Annotated in this window: 16 protein-coding genes and 1 tRNA gene; 8 read left to right on the top strand and 9 right to left on the bottom strand. The window is 52.1% G+C overall.

Annotated features, from left to right (window positions below; genetic code table 11):
- The first annotated feature begins 55 nt into the window (after window positions 1–55).
- Complete coding sequence (locus tag ACPXV9_RS05745; RefSeq protein WP_423895389.1) at window positions 56–847, top strand: crotonase/enoyl-CoA hydratase family protein; 792 nt, start codon at window positions 56–58, stop codon at window positions 845–847.
- Between the two features lie 67 nt (window positions 848–914).
- Here ACPXV9_RS05745 and ACPXV9_RS05740 read toward each other — a convergent pair whose 3' ends face one another.
- Window positions 915–1,694 (bottom strand): lysophospholipid acyltransferase family protein, encoded by a 780-nt coding sequence (locus ACPXV9_RS05740; protein WP_423895387.1) that lies wholly within the window; start codon window positions 1,692–1,694, stop codon window positions 915–917.
- A gap of 125 nt (window positions 1,695–1,819) precedes the next feature.
- On the bottom strand, window positions 1,820–3,181 hold the full coding sequence (locus tag ACPXV9_RS05735; protein WP_423895385.1) for a GntP family permease: 1,362 nt from the start codon (window positions 3,179–3,181) through the stop codon (window positions 1,820–1,822).
- A gap of 207 nt (window positions 3,182–3,388) precedes the next feature.
- Between ACPXV9_RS05735 and ACPXV9_RS05730 the strand changes: the two genes are divergently transcribed.
- Complete coding sequence (locus ACPXV9_RS05730) at window positions 3,389–3,901, top strand: peptide-methionine (S)-S-oxide reductase (RefSeq protein ID WP_423895383.1); 513 nt, start codon at window positions 3,389–3,391, stop codon at window positions 3,899–3,901.
- Window positions 3,902–3,909: 8 nt separating this feature from the next.
- Here ACPXV9_RS05730 and ACPXV9_RS05725 read toward each other — a convergent pair whose 3' ends face one another.
- The 5 genes from ACPXV9_RS05725 to ACPXV9_RS05705 form a co-directional block, all read right to left on the bottom strand.
- Window positions 3,910–4,782: an EamA family transporter gene (locus ACPXV9_RS05725; protein WP_423895382.1), complete on the bottom strand. Its 873-nt coding sequence runs from the start codon at window positions 4,780–4,782 to the stop codon at window positions 3,910–3,912.
- A 27-nt stretch (window positions 4,783–4,809) separates the two neighbouring features.
- Complete coding sequence (locus ACPXV9_RS05720; protein WP_423895381.1) at window positions 4,810–6,654, bottom strand: TonB-dependent receptor plug domain-containing protein; 1,845 nt, start codon at window positions 6,652–6,654, stop codon at window positions 4,810–4,812.
- A 184-nt stretch (window positions 6,655–6,838) separates the two neighbouring features.
- Window positions 6,839–6,914: transfer RNA gene (locus ACPXV9_RS05715), tRNA-Ala, on the bottom strand.
- Between the two features lie 105 nt (window positions 6,915–7,019).
- Window positions 7,020–8,420, bottom strand: coding sequence for an NAD(P)/FAD-dependent oxidoreductase (locus tag ACPXV9_RS05710; RefSeq protein WP_423895380.1), 1,401 nt, complete (start codon window positions 8,418–8,420; stop codon window positions 7,020–7,022).
- A 21-nt stretch (window positions 8,421–8,441) separates the two neighbouring features.
- Window positions 8,442–9,317, bottom strand: coding sequence for a DMT family transporter (locus ACPXV9_RS05705; protein WP_423895378.1), 876 nt, complete (start codon window positions 9,315–9,317; stop codon window positions 8,442–8,444).
- A gap of 147 nt (window positions 9,318–9,464) precedes the next feature.
- Here ACPXV9_RS05705 and ACPXV9_RS05700 point away from each other — a divergent pair, with 147 nt between their 5' ends.
- Window positions 9,465–9,866, top strand: a complete 402-nt coding sequence (locus ACPXV9_RS05700; protein ID WP_423895376.1) for a transglutaminase-like cysteine peptidase — start codon at window positions 9,465–9,467, stop codon at window positions 9,864–9,866.
- A 26-nt stretch (window positions 9,867–9,892) separates the two neighbouring features.
- Window positions 9,893–10,123: a hypothetical protein gene (locus tag ACPXV9_RS05695; protein ID WP_423895374.1), complete on the top strand. Its 231-nt coding sequence runs from the start codon at window positions 9,893–9,895 to the stop codon at window positions 10,121–10,123.
- 1 nt (window position 10,124) lies between these two features.
- On the opposite strand, the gene ACPXV9_RS05690 is transcribed toward ACPXV9_RS05695, so the two are convergent.
- On the bottom strand, window positions 10,125–11,750 hold the full coding sequence (locus tag ACPXV9_RS05690) for a methyl-accepting chemotaxis protein (protein WP_423895372.1): 1,626 nt from the start codon (window positions 11,748–11,750) through the stop codon (window positions 10,125–10,127).
- 144 nt (window positions 11,751–11,894) lie between these two features.
- Here ACPXV9_RS05690 and ACPXV9_RS05685 point away from each other — a divergent pair, with 144 nt between their 5' ends.
- Window positions 11,895–12,197: a hypothetical protein gene (locus ACPXV9_RS05685; RefSeq protein WP_423895370.1), complete on the top strand. Its 303-nt coding sequence runs from the start codon at window positions 11,895–11,897 to the stop codon at window positions 12,195–12,197.
- A gap of 62 nt (window positions 12,198–12,259) precedes the next feature.
- Here ACPXV9_RS05685 and gltA read toward each other — a convergent pair whose 3' ends face one another.
- A complete protein-coding gene (gene gltA / locus ACPXV9_RS05680) occupies window positions 12,260–13,549 on the bottom strand; it encodes a citrate synthase (RefSeq protein ID WP_423895369.1) in 1,290 nt (429 codons plus the stop codon).
- A 477-nt stretch (window positions 13,550–14,026) separates the two neighbouring features.
- On the opposite strand from gltA, the gene sdhC reads away from it, so the two are divergent.
- From sdhC to sdhA, 3 genes are read left to right on the top strand one after another with little or no spacing between them, the layout of a single operon-like run.
- Window positions 14,027–14,401, top strand: a complete 375-nt coding sequence (gene sdhC / locus ACPXV9_RS05675; protein ID WP_423895703.1) for a succinate dehydrogenase, cytochrome b556 subunit — start codon at window positions 14,027–14,029, stop codon at window positions 14,399–14,401.
- A complete protein-coding gene (sdhD, locus tag ACPXV9_RS05670; protein WP_423895367.1) occupies window positions 14,395–14,763 on the top strand; it encodes a succinate dehydrogenase, hydrophobic membrane anchor protein in 369 nt (122 codons plus the stop codon). Before sdhC ends, sdhD begins: the two co-directional genes overlap by 7 nt.
- Before the next feature lie 3 nt (window positions 14,764–14,766).
- Window positions 14,767–16,539 carry a succinate dehydrogenase flavoprotein subunit gene (sdhA, locus tag ACPXV9_RS05665; protein WP_423895365.1) on the top strand — a complete coding sequence of 591 codons (1,773 nt, stop codon included), beginning with the start codon at window positions 14,767–14,769 and terminating at the stop codon, window positions 16,537–16,539.

Here is a 16,539-nt window from a genome sequence, read left to right as displayed (position 1 = left end):
TCACGGATCAACAGTGTGCCTTTGATTCCAATTAATTTTGATTCAGGTAATTTTCATGTTCGAAACCATCGCTTATACCGTCGCTGACGGTGTTGCCCGTGTGGAGCTTAATCGCCCCGACAGAATGAACGCCATCAGTATTCAGATGTTTAAAGATCTGGTTGCCGCGGGGGAGGCGATCAAAGCCGATAATTCCGTGCGAGTTGCCATCCTGTCTGGCAGCAATGGCAATTTCTGTGCGGGTCTGGATATGGAAAATTTTACTTCGGGCATGCTCGATGACGGCTTTGCTCCCAGAACCCACGGGATTACCAATTTGTATCAACAGGTTGCCTGGGTTTGGCATGAGCTTGAAGTGCCGGTGCTGGCCGTTGTAGAGGGTGCCTGTCTGGGCGGTGGCCTGCAAATCATCAGTGGTGCGGATATGCGCTACGTTTCTCCCAAGTCCAAATTGAGCATTCGTGAAACCTATTGGGGGTTGGTGCCTGATATGGCGGGGACCGCACTCTGGGGTGAATTTGTTCGCGGCGATATTCTGCGTGAACTGACTTACACCGCCCGAATATTCTCCGGCGTCGAAGCCGAGCAGTATGGCTTTGTCACCAAACTGTGTGATGACCCACTGGCCGAAGCGTTGGCCGTGGCAGATGCCATTGTCAACAAAAGCCCGCATACCATTCGCGCCTGTAAACGTCTGCTGAATAACAAGGATCGCCTCAGTGCCGAAGAGGCTTTACTGGCCGAATCGATAGAGCAGGATGCGCTGGCGGGTACGCCCAATCAAATGGAAGCGGTGATGGCCAATATGGAAAAACGTGCGCCCAACTTTGTGGATGTGGAAGGCTGATCGCCAGCTTATTCAAATTCTCTAATGGCCTTCTTTACCGCTAAGGGCCTTCTTTATCGCTAAGGGCTTATTCAAACTCGCTTATGGCTTTCATCGTCGAGTTGATCCAGTCCTGAGTCTGTTGGCCCAGCTCTTTGGCGGATAATTCGGTACTGTCGATAACGGGGCCAATCACCAGCTGAATCACGCCGGGTGTCAGCAGGACACTGCGCCCCGGCCAGCATTCCCCGGCGTTGTGGGCCACGGGAAGTACCTGAGCCCCATTTTTTTGCGCCAGCAGGGCACCACTGTTGGCAAATGTCGAGCTCTGGCCCGGTGCAACCCGGGTGCCCTCGGGAAAAATTACCACCCAGCGTCCTTGAGCCAGTCGCTCACCACCTTGTTTGATGACTTCTTTCAAAGCGTTGCGCTTGAGGCTACGATCGATGGCGATGGGCTCAAGAGCTTTCAGACCCCAGCCAAAGATTGGAATTCTGAGCAGTTCGGCTTTCAATACTGTCGCCTGGGGCGCAAACAGGTTCTGCAGGAAATAGGTTTCCCAGGCACTTTGGTGCTTGCTCATCACCACACAGGGTTTGTCCGGGATGTTTTCCAGACCCGTCACCTTGTATCTGACACCGCAGATGACTCGGGCCATGGTCAGGGTACCGATACTCCAGATGCGCGCCAGCTGACAGCGTTGCTCAAGGGGCAAAATCAAGGCGCTGATGGCGAGTATCAATCCGTAAAGTGCGGTAAAAGCAAACAGCAGAAAATAGAACAGACTGCTGCGAAAGTAGGTGGCCAGGGTTACCGGGGTTTGACGGGGGGTATCCTGCTTGGCGGATGTTTCTGTCGCTTGAGACAACGCGAGGCTCCTCTGGCATACAAAAAACCCCCGCATCACTGATGCAGGGGTTTTTAAAATAATTCGTTATATCAATCACAATATAACGATTCGTTATCAAGCTGTAAAGACCGGCCGGTCACTCTTTAAAGCAAAACCAGAGACAGGATGGCCACAACGGAAATGGTGGTCAGGCCCTGCACCAGAGTCCCCAGGGTCAGGGTTTTATAAGATGTCGCTACGTCCATGCGGCTGAACTGGGTAACCACCCAGAAATAGCTGTCGTTGGCGTGCGAAACGGTCATGGCGCCGGCACCAATGGCCATCACCGTCAGAACCCGGCCCATATCGGAGTCCAGCCCCAGGCTCGCCAGCATGGGCGCTACCAGAGCCGAAGTGGCGACCAGAGCTACGGTGGAGGAGCCCTGAGCGGTTTTGAATGCCGCCGCCACGATAAACGGCAGGAAGATGCCGAGGTTATAGGCGGCCAGACTGTTGCCCAGAGTTTCACCAATCCCGGTGGCTTTGAGAATGGCTCCGAGGCTGCCGCCCACACCGGTGATCATAATGATGATGGCGGCGCTTTTCAGACCATCTTCCATCCAGTCGTTCATGGTCACTTTGTTCAACTGGGGCAACAAACGCAGGGACAGGAAAAAGCCGATCAGCAAGGCGTTAATGGGTTTTCCCAGGAACGCGAGTACTTGCATGATGCTGCCTTCACCAAACGGGTGAGAGGGAAATGCTGCAATGGAACCCAGTGAAATCAGCAGGATGGGAACCAGAATCGGAGCAAAGGATTTGCCGGCAGAAGGCAGGGTGCCATAGCTTTGCAGGGCTTCCTGATATTCTTTTTCATCCATGTGCTCCTGATCCTCTGCGCTGGTCCAGCGACTGCCAGCAAACAACGCCCAGGCGTATCCCGCCGCCATGGTGAAAATAGAGACAAAAACGCCCACCAGAATGACCAGACCCAGTTGATCGCTCAAGCCCAGATTACCCGCGGCGGCAATGGGGCCGGGGGTTGGTGGAATCAGAGTGTGGGAGGCGAACAGACCTGTGGCCAGACACACGGTCATGGTGATGGCGGATACGTTGGTGCGGGCGACCAGCGCACGTTTCAGAGAAGACAGAATCACGTAGCCGGAATCACAGAACACTGGAATCGAGACGATATAGCCCATGATACTCATGGCCAGCCCCGGTGCTTTGTCGCCCAGCAGCTTCAGTACCGTATTGGCCATGGTGATGGCCGCTCCGGTTCGCTCAAGGATGGTGCCGATGAGTGTACCCAGCAGAATGATGATGCCGATATAGCCCAGAATACCGCCAAACCCGTTGCGAATTGTTGCCCCGATCTCCAACGGGTCCATGCCGGCGGCAAAGCCGATGCCATAGGCGGCCAGCAGCAGAACGATAAAGGGGTGCCACTTCAGGCGAGTGGTGCCATAAATAATAAAACCGACACCGGCCAGCAACACCAGTAACAGATAGGTAGCAGAAGTCATAACGCAAATGCTCAAAAAAAGTGTGGAGAATAGACCGCTTAAAATTGTCTGAGTTCTGTACAATTTTGATCGGATTAATGGGCGTGAGCGTTGCTGCAGCGTTTTGATGCGGTCTGGGGCCATTGTTCCCTAGCCGCAGTTGACTGGAAATGGGAATGACTTGCCAGTAGAGTCATGCCGCGATGGGTATTTATGGCTGAAGCCGCTATGTCTGATTTACAACATTCAACCAAACAAGGCTCCCTGCAGACTATCTATTTTGCCGGGGGTTGCCTCTGGGGTGTGCAGGAGTTTATAAAGCATTTGCCTGGCGTTGTGGCGACTGAGGCCGGGCGTGCCAATGGCACCAGTTCGTCCACTGAGGCGTCCTACGATGGCTACGCCGAGTGTGTAAAAACCTGCTTTGATCCTGCGCAGGTAACAGTGGCTGAGCTGATGGGGTATTTTTTCGAAATCATTGATCCCTACAGCGTTAATCGACAGGGGCAGGATGTCGGCTTGAAGTACCGCACCGGTGTCTACAGCGACGATGAACAGCATCTGGCGGCGGCGCAAGACTATATCGGGCGCCGTGAGGACGCCTTGAATATTGCGGTAGAAGTCCTGCCGTTAAATAACTACGTCAAAAGTGACGCCGAGCATCAGGATCGTCTGAGCCGGTTCCCCAATGACTATTGCCATATCCCTCTGGATCTTTTGCACAAATACAAAGGCCGTTAATTGGGTATTCAGGCTGATGTCTGGCCGCGTTTACCCAGCACCAGTGCGGCACCAATTAGCAGCGAGCCCATAGCGAGTCGTATCAGTTCTTCATTGCTGCCGCCTTTGGCTTCCCCAAACACAAACAGTGAGGCAAACATCGCCAGAGGCACGACGGCGTTGTTGAAGGCCGCCAGCACCCCGGCGGTGGTTTGTGTGGCGCCTTTGTTCCAGAAATAAAAGCCAAGCCCAGAGGCTACCAGCCCCAGATAGACCATGACCGCCCACTGGTTGGCGGTGGCATCCAGAGGTACGGGCGGTTTCTGTTGGGTCAATATGATCGCAAGCGTGGTGAAAATAGCGGCTCCAAGATACAGGAAACCGAACACGGAAGCGTCACGGAGATGAGGCCGGGCGAGCTTCCACTCGCGGTAGTAAGCCTGCCCGAAGGCAAAGGCGACATTCGAGACTTGCATCAGCCCGAAGCCTACCCATATATCGGTGGATTCCGTGCCTTTGACCTTGATCACCGTGGCGCCGGCAACCGAGAGGAGTGCCGCAAGCAGGTACCATGGGGTGAAGCGGCGCTGACGGAGATCGTAGATCAGGATCACATAGACCGGTGTCATAACCGTAAACAGCGCCACCAGATAGGAAGGTAGATAGCGAAAGGCCGATAGGTAACAGGTGTACATCACACCGTACTGAATGGCGCCAATCAGCATGAGTTGCCACTTTTCCCTGACGGTTATGGTCGACGGTTGGAGAAAGGGCAGAAAGGCAATAAAAGCAATCAACAGCCGTGTGTCGGCCACCTGAAGTGGATCCAATCCTTGCAGGGCATTGCCGATCAGGCCGAAAGAAAATGCCCAGATCAGCGAGGTAATGGCGAGATATGTCATTGCGTTGTAGAGCCTGTCTGCGAGCCGTTACCAGTGATAGGTGGCGCCTATGGAATACTGTTCACCCCTGCCCGGAGTGCCAGGCACTTCCTCAAAGGATTCATCCCAGAGATTGTCCACTGAGAAGAGTATTTGCAACTGATTAAGCTGCTCTGGGGAGTAAGTCATGGTCAATTGCGTAAATAGGGCTTCGTTGTCGCCATTGCGCAGCTGGTTTTTTTCCTGACGGCGCCATTCGTTGTCGACACGGACTTCCAATGTGTTCGTGGGACGCCAGATTGCACCCAGAGTGACGCGGTGGTTGGGGTAGTTGAGGGCGTAGAAGCTGGCATCGATATTGGCGGCCTTGTAGTCCTCGTCCTTTTCCAGAAAGGTGTAGCTGGCGATGATTTCCGCTTGATTAAGGCGCTTGATGCCGATGAATTCCAGGCCTTGAGTCTCGATATCCACCGCATTGGCTGAGCGTGCGGCGGTATTGGCAAAGCTGTAGGTCCAGTCTGTCAGATCGTTGTCCCAGCGATAAAACAAGGCGGCGTCCAATGTCCAGCTGTTGCGATCCAGTGTGACACCCAGTTCCAGATTTTTCGCGGTTTCACGTTCGAGATCGTAGTTGCTTCGAAACAGACCGCCGGAATCACTGCCGCCGATGGCTGTGTAACCGGCCACCTGAGTGGCTTCAGCGTAAGACAGATAGATACGCTCCGAAGAGCCGTCAGTGTGGGCCTGCAACCAGGTGATATCGCCAATAAAAGAGACGTCCGAGTCATCGCGATTGGTGTCGTCAAAGGCGGCACCGGCGCGAATAGTCAGGCGTTGATTGCCGGACAGATCCGTGCGGTATTCAGGCAGGATACTGGCTTTGTAATAGCTGCGCGAGACAAAGTTGTTTTCCAGAGTGGTGGAATCAATTTCGTCGGCCATGGCTTGGACCGTGTAATTGAGCCCGAATGCCTGATTCAGCTGGTGCAACCCGGAAATGGCCAGAGCGCTGACTTTGGTTTCATGGAAAGCCTGAAATGCACCAGGGTTTTCACGGGAAAAGACATAGTGATCATTATGGCGGCGGTAGTAGCCAGAGATCTCAAAGTTGCTGTCCAGACCGTAAGTTTGCCTGTGATTGACGGCCAGCAATCGGGTTTTCAGATTCTCGGTTTCGTTAACACCGAAGGGGGTATACATATTGGGCCAGCCGAAGAATTTTTCCTGATAGCCAAAAAATACATCGGTCTGGGAAACCGGGCCCAGCAGCTGTACCCGACCGGATGCCCGGTAGTAGTTGTGATCGCCATTATCAATGGTGCCGTCACTTTCCGAGCGAGAGTATTCGGCCTCGATGCCGAGCGTCCAATCCGGAGCATTGGTCAGTGACGTGCTGTACCCGTTGTAAATTCTCTGAAGGTTCAGGTCGTTATTACCAACCCCGGCAGAAGCACTGCCGCCGGTTGCAATGGGTTGCCAGTCAAAATCGACGGTGCCCACTGAGCTGTTAAAGCCTAACAGAGCATTGTCCGCGCCAGTGAGAACATTGGGGTCACTGAGCATTTCCGGACCGACGGGTATCTCTGCAAAATAGTGGCCGGTTTGAGGGTCAAACAGGGTGGCACTGCCAATGCGAAACCCGGTATTTTCAAAAATACCGCCGCGAATGGTAACGTCAGCCTGAGCTTCGGCCATATTGCGTGATTGCAGGTCGATGCGAGGGTCGTACTCAAGATTGGAAATCGGGGTGGCGTAGGTGCCAACCGGTAGGGTATTGGCGGTTGTGCGGCCCTGAACCAGAATTTCTTCGATAGTTTTTGTTGTGTCTGTTTCAGCGAAGACAGAAGTGGTGTAGAACAAAGCTATTGCAGCTGCTTGAGTTACTTTTTTCATTTTTTGCTCTCTTTAATTTGGACTCCACGGGATGCATTCGGGCCATCCATGGCCCTCACCCTGCGGGCTCCTTCGGAGTGCAAAATGGCTGTCCTGCCATTTTGTGAACCGCTATCAGCGATTCTCACCCTCCAGTACCACAAATAAAAAACCCCCGAGCCTTTCGGCACGAGGGTTTTGTATTTGGTGGAGCCTAGCGGGATCGAACCGCTGACCTCAACACTGCCAGTGTTGCGCTCTCCCAGCTGAGCTAAGGCCCCAAACTGCCTGCATTGCTGCAGAAGTGGGGCGCATTCTAGGGCGCACTGGTGTGGCTGTCAACTCCCTTTTTATAAATATGTAATTGATTTTGCAGGTTTTTTAATTCAGAGGAAGATCCTGCTAAGAAACCCGGCAAATCGGGTAACAATTCGCCGAAACCAGTGTGGACGCTGTTGTTTGGCGCAGAGGTTTTCTTCAATTTCCAGGGTTTTGACGATGCTGTTGTAGCCGATCCAGCGCAGGGGTTCGGGTTCCCACCGGCGCAGTTTTTTATGGGCCAATCCTTCATGGGCCCATGGGGCCTGACTGAGCTCGGTCTGCTTGTGAAAGATCATATCGCACAGGGTTCGCGCCATCAGATTGGTGGCCCCAACCCCTTCTCCGCCATAGCCGCCGGCCTGTGCGATACCCGAGTGAGGGTCAAACAGGGCGTAGGGGGTGTCGTCTTTGCTTAGCCCCAGTGAGCCGCCCCAGTGATGGGTGATCTCAACCTTGTCCAGAGCGGGGAACAGTTCTCCAATCATATGGCGGATGTTGCTGAGGGCTTTATCCGGGCAGCTGAATTCAGCTTGGGGTTTGGCGCCGTAACGGTAGTCGCCACGCATGCCAAATACCAGACGGTTATCGGCGGTACGTTGGCCATAGTTGACCAGACGGCTGGCATCGGCAAAGGTTTGACGTTGTTCTAACCCTACGTTCTGCCACACCGACTCAGCAATCGGAGCGGTGGCAATAACCCGGCTCTGAATCGGCAGCACATAGGGGCGCATTTTGGGCTGTAGCAGATTGTAGGCCTCGGTGGCGTTAACAATAATGTCTGCCTTGATGGCATGGTTTACTGTTCTCAGTTGCCGGGGCTCAAGGTGCTCGATGGGAGTGTTCTGGTAGATGGATACGCCCAGACTTTTCAGTGTGTCGACGAGCTGGCTGACCAGCTTACCGGGATGAATCGCAGCCGTATGGGGGGTGAAAATACCGCCATAACAAGGTGCTACTTGCAGTTGTTGCTGCAGCTCGCCGGGTGACAGCCATTGATAGTCGCCTTCCTGATAACCACTGGCATAAAGGCTTGCGAGCAGTTCACGCTGAATGGACTCCTGTTCCGGGTAGCGACAGGCGCTGTAGAGAGTACCGCCATGTTGGAGATCAATATCGAGAGCGTGTTTGGTGCATACCCGTTTGACCTCTTCCACAATGCCGGTAATCAGGGCAATGGTTTGCTGTTGTTGTGCCGCTGGCAGTTTCGGCAGCCAGTGGTGTTCACCGGCGAGATTGCCCATCAGCCAGCCACCATTGCGACCAGAGGCACCAAAACCGCAATGGCGTGATTCCAGTATGGTGATCTTGAGATCCGGGGCTTCCTGCTTGAGATAGTAAGCGGTCCACAGACCGGTAAAGCCGCCACCGATGATGGCCACATCGGTTTCGATATCCCGATCGAGTGACTGAGGTCGTTGCTGGGGGTAAATACTGTCTTGCCAGAAGCACAGATTGTGATCGCTCATGCCCGATTCCTTCGATGTCATTTATTCACTTTTGTCTTTTTCCAGACTGGATAAGTAGACCGTGACTATGCCTGCGGCAACCACCAGAGTAATTCCCAGCATCGACGTGGTCCCCGGCACGAATCCCCATAGCCACCATCCCAGTACCCCGGAAAAAACCACTGAAAAGTAGCTAATGGGTGAGACCAGAGAGGGTTTGGCATAGCTGTAGGCCAGTGTATAGAGCCACAGCGCCAGATAGATAGAGACACCAATGAAGATCAGATGGGGCCAGGCAGACAGGGGGATAGGCTGCCAGTGATAAATCCCCAGTGGCAGACTGCAGACAAGGGAAAGGGCGAAATAGTAGAACATGATTTGCAGGCTGGAATCCGTTTTTGACAGGATTCGGGTGCCTACCATGGATATTGCCAAGCCCAGACCTGAGGCCAGTCCGAGCAGATAGCCGCTATTGAGGTTGGCATCACCTGGCTTGGGTGCCAGTACCAGACTGACGCCCACAAAACCAATCAGTAATGGCACCCAGCGGTTCAGAGGGACCAGCAAACCAATCCATGCCCAGACAACCAGCGGTACCATCAATGGTGCGGTATTGCGCAGTAGATTGGCTTCCACCAGTGAAATTTTTCCGAGGCTGGCATAAAAAGCAATAAAGGCCAGCCACCCACCCAGACCTCTGATCAGATGAAGGCGCCACTGATTGGTTTTCAATCTCGCTGTCTGATGCCGATATACCTGAGGCAGGCACAGCAGAAAGCAGATCGAAAACTGAATCATCACAATGCTGTAGGGGTTGACCTGATCGGCGATGAGTTTTCCTGCCGCGGCTGCGGTACTGCCAACCAGGGAAGTGGCCAGAGCGAAGAAAACGCCTTTAATGGCAGAGCTTTGAGTCATGTTGTCTGGCGCTGTTTGAGTAAAATACCAGTATAAAGGAATGCACAGTTTTGTGAGAAAGGTTGTGGTTTAATACAGGGGTTTACTTTAGTCTTTTGAGGCTAACTTAAGGCTCCGGCGAAATAGGGAATGTATCGGAATATGGGCATGAAGCGGTCTTTGGCAAACGTTGCTGGTGTGGTTGCACTGCTGTGCGCTGCATTGATGGCGGTTGCCGAATATACCGGCTTTACAGCCAGGGCCTATGCCATGATTGAGGCGCGCTATGGTGCCTCCGCCAGACTCAGGGTAGAGCGCTGGCAGCAGCTTATGAGTCGTATCAACGCGGCAGGTAATTACACTGATCGGCAGAAAATCGAGGCGGCCAACGATTTCTTTAACGAAGTGCGCTGGGTCAGTGATATGGAGCATTGGAAAAAGGAAGATTACTGGGCAACGCCAATTGAAACGCTGGGTACCAACGCCGGAGACTGTGAAGATTTCTCTATTGCCAAGTATTTCACTCTCAATGAGCTGGGTATCGATAACGATAAACTGCGGATCACTTAAAGGCGCTGGATTACAATCAGGCGCATATGGTTCTGGCCTATTATCCCTCGCCGGAGGCTGAACCTTTAATTCTGGATAACATCAATAAGAAAGTTTTACCCGCTTCCCAGCGCAAAGATTTGCTCCCGGTTTACAGCTTTAATGCCAAAAATCTATGGTTGGCAAAAGCGCGGAATAAAAGATTGAAAGCGGACAGTCAAAAAAACCTGCCGCAATGGCGGCAGGTTAATGAAAGAATGTTGCAGGAGCTGATGTAAATCAGAGCCGGAACTTCTGGATCAGATCCGTCAACTGGGCAGCGGCGCCGTCAAGGTTGTTGGCAATGGAAGTGGTGCGCTGTGCGGTTTCGTGAGCTTCCTTGGCCAGACCGGCCATGCTGCCGACATTTTTGTGAATCTCTCCGGCAGCGTAACTTTGTTCTTCAGCCGCAGTCGCGATCTGGTTGTTCATGTCTCTGATACTGCCCACCGAGTTGGTGATTTCGCTGATGGAAGCACTGGCGCTGTTGGCGAGCTCTACGGTGTTCAGAGTTTGCTCTTTGCTGGTGCTCATCGCTCTTACTGCGGCTGAGGCACCGTTTTGCACGGTCTCAATGATTTGCTGGATTTCCTCGGTGGATTCCTGAGTACGTTGTGCCAGAGCTCGAACCTCATCGGCAACTACGGCAAAACCGCGGCCCTGCTCACCAGCACGGGCTGCTTCAATGGCGGCATTGAGTGCCAGCAGATTGGTTTGTTCGGCGATGCCTTTAATGACGTCCAAAACGGCTCCGACACTGGCTGTATCCTGTTCCAGTTTGTCCATGGCCTGTGCGACATTTTCTACTTCACCAGACAGGGTGCTCAGGGAGGCCGTGGTTTTTTCCATCATGCCCAAACCTTCCTGGGCAGAGTCGTCAGCCACCTGGGCGGAATCGGCGGCGTTAGAGGCGCCTGAGGCGACTTCCTGAACAGTACCGTTGAGTTCATCCACGGCGGTAGAGACCTGATTGGTATAGCTCTCTGTTTCGCCAGTGTGGTTGGCAATATTGGCGGCGGCTTCATTGATTTGCAGTGACGCGTTAGCCAGTTCAGATGCAGTTTGCTGCACTGCAGATAAAACATTACCAACCTGTTCGCGCATGGATTCCACATCAACTGCAAGCTTGCCGAGCTCATCCTCGTTGTCGCAGACAATGGGGCGGGAAAAGTCGCCATCGGCAATGTCGTGGATATTCTTCATCAGGGTTTGCAGAGGGGCCAGAAAGGTTTTCTTCAAGATAAACCAGACAAAGGCGGTCAACAGCAATGAGAAGGCCAGAATCCCCAGTTGGGCTTTCATGGGAATGGAGCTGGCCTCAGCCTGCAGGGTTTTGGCGGTGTTCTGATCTTCTTCGATGACGATTGCAGTCGCATCAGCCAGTAATTTCGAGGGCGCACGATCAATGCCGGATACGGCTTTGTCGCCGACGTTTGATTGGTAGCCGCTGGCAACAAACTGATCGTAACCGGCTTTGTATTGGCCATAAGCCTTTTGATGGGCGGCGATAAATTCTTTGACAATGGGCACTGCGTTGGAGTGTTTCAGGTTGGTGACAACATTTTTGCCCAGCTCCTGAATTTCCTGCTGCTTCTTGTGAAAGCGATCCCAATATTTTTTGCGCTTTTCATCGTTGCTGCCGCGAATCAGGACGTTTTTCCATTCTTGCACCTGCACCTTGAACAGAAAATTCATTTGCACAATTTCCCGCTCATAGGTGACGTGATTTTCAACTAAATTGTTGTAATCGCGCAGCTTGTTGCTCAATGCGGAGATCGCAATCGAGGCAATGATCAGCAGTATAACGCTGCCGCCAATTACTGCGGTCATCAATCTTGCCTGCATACTGGTTTTGTACCAATTCATAAAGTCCCCTGCTGTACGTCGGATATTTCTTGGAAGTATAGGTGCTATATCGGCTGTTGCAGTCAGAAGTTAAATTGAAATATTTGTAATTTAAGATTATTCACTAAACTGTCATAGAGTTGTTTTCTGGAAGCAGGGGGAAGTGTGCTGGAAGTGGATCAGGCTTTGGCTTTGGCGGCGAAAGAAATACGGGTGCAACGATATAAACAGCAGGTTTGGCAGCAGGCTTGTCGTCTGGCCGAGCTCAATAATCAGAACAGAGAGGCGGTGTACGCCCGATTGAGGGTGTTGCAGCTGACTCGAGGCATCAGTTGTCCGGCGGAGAGTCTTGTAGCGACTGCCGATGTATTGGCTGGATTAAGACACAGAACGGAACAGTGTTTGTGGGAAGGTGGTGTGTTGGTCAGTAGTGTGATGGTGGTGCTGTTGGGCGTGTTGCGCTTTTAAGGGTAAATCCAGATAGCAAAAGGCCATAAAAAAAGGCTGCCCTAGGGCAGCCTTTTTGTTGCTCAGCGATCTTCCAGAGGAGTGAATTCGCGAGGCTCGTAACCGGTGTACAGCTGGCGAGGACGGCCAATCTTGTATGGGTTACTGATCATTTCATGCCAGTGGGCAATCCAGCCAACCACACGGCCAGTGGCAAAGATCACTGTAAACATGTCAGTTGGGATGCCGATGGCTTTCATGATGATACCAGAGTAGAAATCAACATTCGGGTAGAGTTTCTTCTCAATGAAGTACTCGTCTTCCAGAGCGATTTCTTCCAGACGCTTGGCAATCGCCAGCAGTGGATCGTTCTCCAGGCCCAGTTCTTTCAGAACTTCGTCACAGGTTTCTTTCATAACCTTGGCACGTGGGTCGAAGTTTTTGTAAACGCGGTGACCGAAGCCCATCAGACGGAATGGGTCATTCTTGTCTTTGGCTTTGGCAACAAAGGCGTCGATGTTATCAACAGAGCCGATTTCTTCGAGCATGGTCAGAACGGCTTCGTTGGCGCCGCCGTGAGCGGGGCCCCACAGGGTGGCAATACCAGCAGCAATACAGGCGAATGGGTTGGCGCCGGAGGAGCCAGCCAGACGTACAGTAGAGGTAGAGGCGTTTTGCTCGTGGTCTGCGTGCAGCAGGAAGATTTTGTCCATGGCGCGGGCCAGAACAGGGTTTACTTCCGGATCGTCACACGGAGTACCGAACATCATGTGCAGGAAGTTTTCAGAGTAGCCCAGCTTGTTGTTCGGGTACATGAACGGCTGGCCAACATGGTGCTTGTAGCACATGGCGGCCAGAGTAGGCATTTTGGCGATCAGGCGATGGGCAGAGATCTTGCGATGCTCTTCATCGTTGATGTCCAGAGAGTCGTGGTAGAAAGAAGACAGAGCACCCACAACGCCACACATGATGGCCATTGGGTGAGCGTCGCTGCGGAAACCGCGGAAGAAGCGAGCGATGTTTTCGTGAACCATGGTGTGGTTCATGATGATGTTAACAAACTCTTCTTTCTGTTCTTTGTTTGGCAGCTCGCCATTCAACAGCAGGTAGCAGGTTTCCAGGTAGTCGGATTTTTCCGCCAGTTGATCGATGGGGTAGCCGCCGTGCAGCAGCACGCCTTTGCCGCCATCAATGTAAGTCAGTTTGGACTCACAGGAGGCGGTAGCCATAAAACCTGGGTCGTAGGTGAAGTAACCTTTGGAGGTCAGGCTGGAAACGTCGATAACGTCTGGGCCTTGGCTACCAGAATACATGGGCAGTTCAATGGATTCGCTTAAACCGTCGACCGTAAGCTGTGCTTTCTTATCAGTCATTGCGGACTCCTGTGTTGTGATTAATAAATTTCTTATCAAAATGTGCCAATTTTTTATCGAAACCGGCCTGTATTTGAAAACGGCCACACTATAAGGCGCAGGGGTTTATTGTCAAATGAAATGGCTTTCAAACACCTGTTTTACCCAATAAAACTTTCAAGTTGGTTTTAATTTGTACAGTCTGAGTTTGTTGAGTTGGAAAATGCCATTTTTTGGTGCGCAAAGTTGGCCCTTTGAGGAGGGCCTAGTCTGCCTGTATAGGTTTTGTTCGGTATTAGACATAAGTCGACATAAGAAGATTGTAAGCCCTGATTCCTGTTGAGTTTTTCGGGGTGAGGGCCTATACTTCGCGCGCCGACTTCATTGGGTGACCGTCCGGTTTTCTATGGGCGATGGGCCTCGAAGCCAGTACAACTTTGTTGTTTTCTCTATTAAATAAATAGCCCGTTCAGGGCTTATTAAGGTGTGGCTAAGACAGTGAACAAAAATAGACCTGTTAATCTAGATATCTCCACTATAAAACTTCCAATCACAGCGTATGTGTCCATTCTGCATCGTGTTTCAGGTGTTATCCTGGTTGCAGTTGTGGCGATTCTGTTGTGCATGCTGGATGCCAGTCTGGAATCTGAGGAGAGTTTCGCGGCTTTGAAAGAAGGACTGCAAAACCCTGTGTATCAGTTCTTTATCTGGGCTTCGCTTGCAGCTTTGGCTTACCACATGGTGGCTGGTATTCGTCATTTGATTATGGATACCGGTATTGGTGAGACCCTGGAGGGTGGGCAGACCGGTGCGAAAATCGCTCTGGTTGTAGCAATTGCATTGATCGTATTAGCGGGGGTTTGGGTATGGTAACGGCAGTTACAAGTTTTGGTCGCAGTGGCCTTTATGACTGGTTCGCTCAGCGTGTAAGCGCTGTAATTATGGCGGCTTATGTCGTCTATTTGGTTGGTTTTATCGTAACAACCCCTGAATTGGGTTACGCAGAGTGGAAAGAATTGTATTCCACCCTGTGGATGCGTGTTTTTAGTCTCCTTACTTTGCTTTCTATTATCGCTCATGCCTGGATTGGCATTTGGGCGGTGCTGACTGACTATGTGACCACCCGCATGATGGGTGCCAAGGCAACCGTGTTGCGCGTTGCTGCTCAGTTGGTGATGGGTGTGGTTTTGATTACCTACACCGTTTGGGGTATCGAGATTCTTTGGGGGTTTTAAGTAATGGCTAATATGAGAACAATTTCTTTTGACGGTATCGTCATCGGTGGCGGCGGCGCTGGTATGCGCGCTGCACTGCAGCTGGCTCAGTCCGGCTATAAAACTGCGGTAATTACCAAGGTTTTCCCAACTCGTTCCCACACTGTGTCTGCTCAGGGTGGTATTACCTGTGCAATCGCTTCTGAAGATCCGAATGACGATTGGCGCTGGCACATGTATGACACCGTAAAAGGATCGGATTACATCGGTGATCAGGACGCTATTGAATATATGTGTTCTGTTGGTCCTGAAGCGGTATTTGAACTGGATCACATGGGTCTGCCTTTCTCTCGTAAAGAGAACGGTCGCATCTATCAGCGTCCTTTTGGTGGTCAGTCCAAAGATTTCGGTAAGGGCGGTCAGGCTGCCCGTACCTGTGCTGCTGCTGACCGTACCGGTCACGCGCTGCTGCACACCCTGTATCAGGGTAACGTTAAAAATGACACCGTATTCCTGAACGAGTGGTTCGCGATTGATATCGTTAAGAATCAGGACGGCGTAGTGACCGGTGTGATCGCCATGAACATCGAAGATGGCGAAGTGGTTTACGTTAAGTCCAAGGCTACTGTATTTGCTACAGGTGGTGCGGGTCGTATCTACGCCTCTACCACCAATGCTCACATCAACACCGGTGACGGTATTGGTATGGCATTGCGTGCAGGCTTCCCGGTACAAGATATTGAAATGTGGCAGTTCCACCCAACCGGTATTGCCGGTGCTGGTGTGCTGGTTACTGAAGGTTGTCGCGGTGAGGGTGGCTATCTGGTAAACAAAGACGGTGAGCGCTTTATGGAGCGTTACGCGCCGAACGCCAAAGATCTGGCTGGTCGTGACGTTGTGGCTCGCTCCATGGTTCTGGAAATTCTGGACGGCCGTGGTTGTGGCCCGGAAGCTGATCACGTATTCCTGAAGCTGGATCACTTGGGTGAAGAAACCCTGAACGCCAAATTGCCTGGTATTCTGGAGTTGTCCCGTACCTTCGCTCACGCCGACCCGGTTAAAGAGCCGATTCCTGTTGTTCCTACCTGTCACTACATGATGGGCGGTATCCCAACCAATGTTGATGGTCAGGCCCTGACTCAGGATGCTGATGGTAACGACAAGGTAATTGACGGTTTCTACGCCTGTGGTGAAGTTGCCTGTGTATCTGTGCACGGTGCCAACCGCCTGGGCGGTAACTCGCTGTTGGATCTGGTTGTGTTCGGTCGCGCCTCGGGTCTGTTTATTGAGAAAGCATTGCGTGAAGGTATTGAGCACCGCGAAGCTTCCGAGTCTGATCTGGAAGCCGCTATGGCTCGCCTGAATCGCGTTAATAACACCAACGACGGTGAATCTGCTCCTGCACTGCGTAAAGAGCTGCAAAGCACCATGCAGAATCACTTTGGTGTATTCCGTAATGGCGAATTTATGCAGGACGGCATCAAGAAGCTGGTTGATCTGCGTGAGCGTATCGAAAACGTTAAACTGGAAGACAAGTCCAATGCGTATAACACTGCACGCGTTGAAGCACTTGAGCTGCAAAACCTGCTTGAAGTGGCTGAAGCAACTGCTATCGCTGCAGAAGAGCGTAAAGAATCTCGCGGTGCCCATGCCCGTGAAGACTTCCAGGATCGTGACGATGAAAATTGGCTGTGTCACTCCATGTACTTCCCAGGCGAGAAGCGTGTTGGTAAGCGTGATGTAAACTTTGCGCCGAAAACAATGGAAGCTTTCGAACCTAAGATTCGTACTTATTAA

The organism is Candidatus Pelagadaptatus aseana, assembly GCF_040362265.1.
Taxonomy (GTDB): domain Bacteria; phylum Pseudomonadota; class Gammaproteobacteria; order Pseudomonadales; family Cellvibrionaceae; genus Pelagadaptatus; species Pelagadaptatus aseana.
The sequence above is the reverse complement of the archived record's forward strand: the minus strand, read 5'-3'. Positions and strand labels throughout refer to the sequence as shown.

What these genes read in the sequence shown, in the direction of transcription:
- ACPXV9_RS05735 (WP_423895385.1), bottom strand. Translation starts at nt 3,181, where the DNA reads ATGACTTCTGCTACCTATCTGTTACTGGTGTTGCTGGCCGGTGTCGGT.
- ACPXV9_RS05705 (WP_423895378.1), bottom strand. Translation starts at nt 9,317, where the DNA reads ATGACTCAAAGCTCTGCCATTAAAGGCGTTTTCTTCGCTCTGGCCACT.
- ACPXV9_RS05695 (WP_423895374.1), top strand. Translation starts at nt 9,893, where the DNA reads ATGGTTCTGGCCTATTATCCCTCGCCGGAGGCTGAACCTTTAATTCTG.
- ACPXV9_RS05730 (WP_423895383.1), top strand. Translation starts at nt 3,389, where the DNA reads ATGTCTGATTTACAACATTCAACCAAACAAGGCTCCCTGCAGACTATC.
- ACPXV9_RS05745 (WP_423895389.1), top strand. Translation starts at nt 56, where the DNA reads ATGTTCGAAACCATCGCTTATACCGTCGCTGACGGTGTTGCCCGTGTG.
- ACPXV9_RS05710 (WP_423895380.1), bottom strand. Translation starts at nt 8,420, where the DNA reads ATGAGCGATCACAATCTGTGCTTCTGGCAAGACAGTATTTACCCCCAG.
- ACPXV9_RS05690 (WP_423895372.1), bottom strand. Translation starts at nt 11,750, where the DNA reads ATGAATTGGTACAAAACCAGTATGCAGGCAAGATTGATGACCGCAGTA.
- ACPXV9_RS05725 (WP_423895382.1), bottom strand. Translation starts at nt 4,782, where the DNA reads ATGACATATCTCGCCATTACCTCGCTGATCTGGGCATTTTCTTTCGGC.
- ACPXV9_RS05720 (WP_423895381.1), bottom strand. Translation starts at nt 6,654, where the DNA reads ATGAAAAAAGTAACTCAAGCAGCTGCAATAGCTTTGTTCTACACCACT.
- gltA (WP_423895369.1), bottom strand. Translation starts at nt 13,549, where the DNA reads ATGACTGATAAGAAAGCACAGCTTACGGTCGACGGTTTAAGCGAATCC.
- sdhA (WP_423895365.1), top strand. Translation starts at nt 14,767, where the DNA reads ATGGCTAATATGAGAACAATTTCTTTTGACGGTATCGTCATCGGTGGC.
- ACPXV9_RS05700 (WP_423895376.1), top strand. Translation starts at nt 9,465, where the DNA reads ATGAAGCGGTCTTTGGCAAACGTTGCTGGTGTGGTTGCACTGCTGTGC.
- sdhD (WP_423895367.1), top strand. Translation starts at nt 14,395, where the DNA reads ATGGTAACGGCAGTTACAAGTTTTGGTCGCAGTGGCCTTTATGACTGG.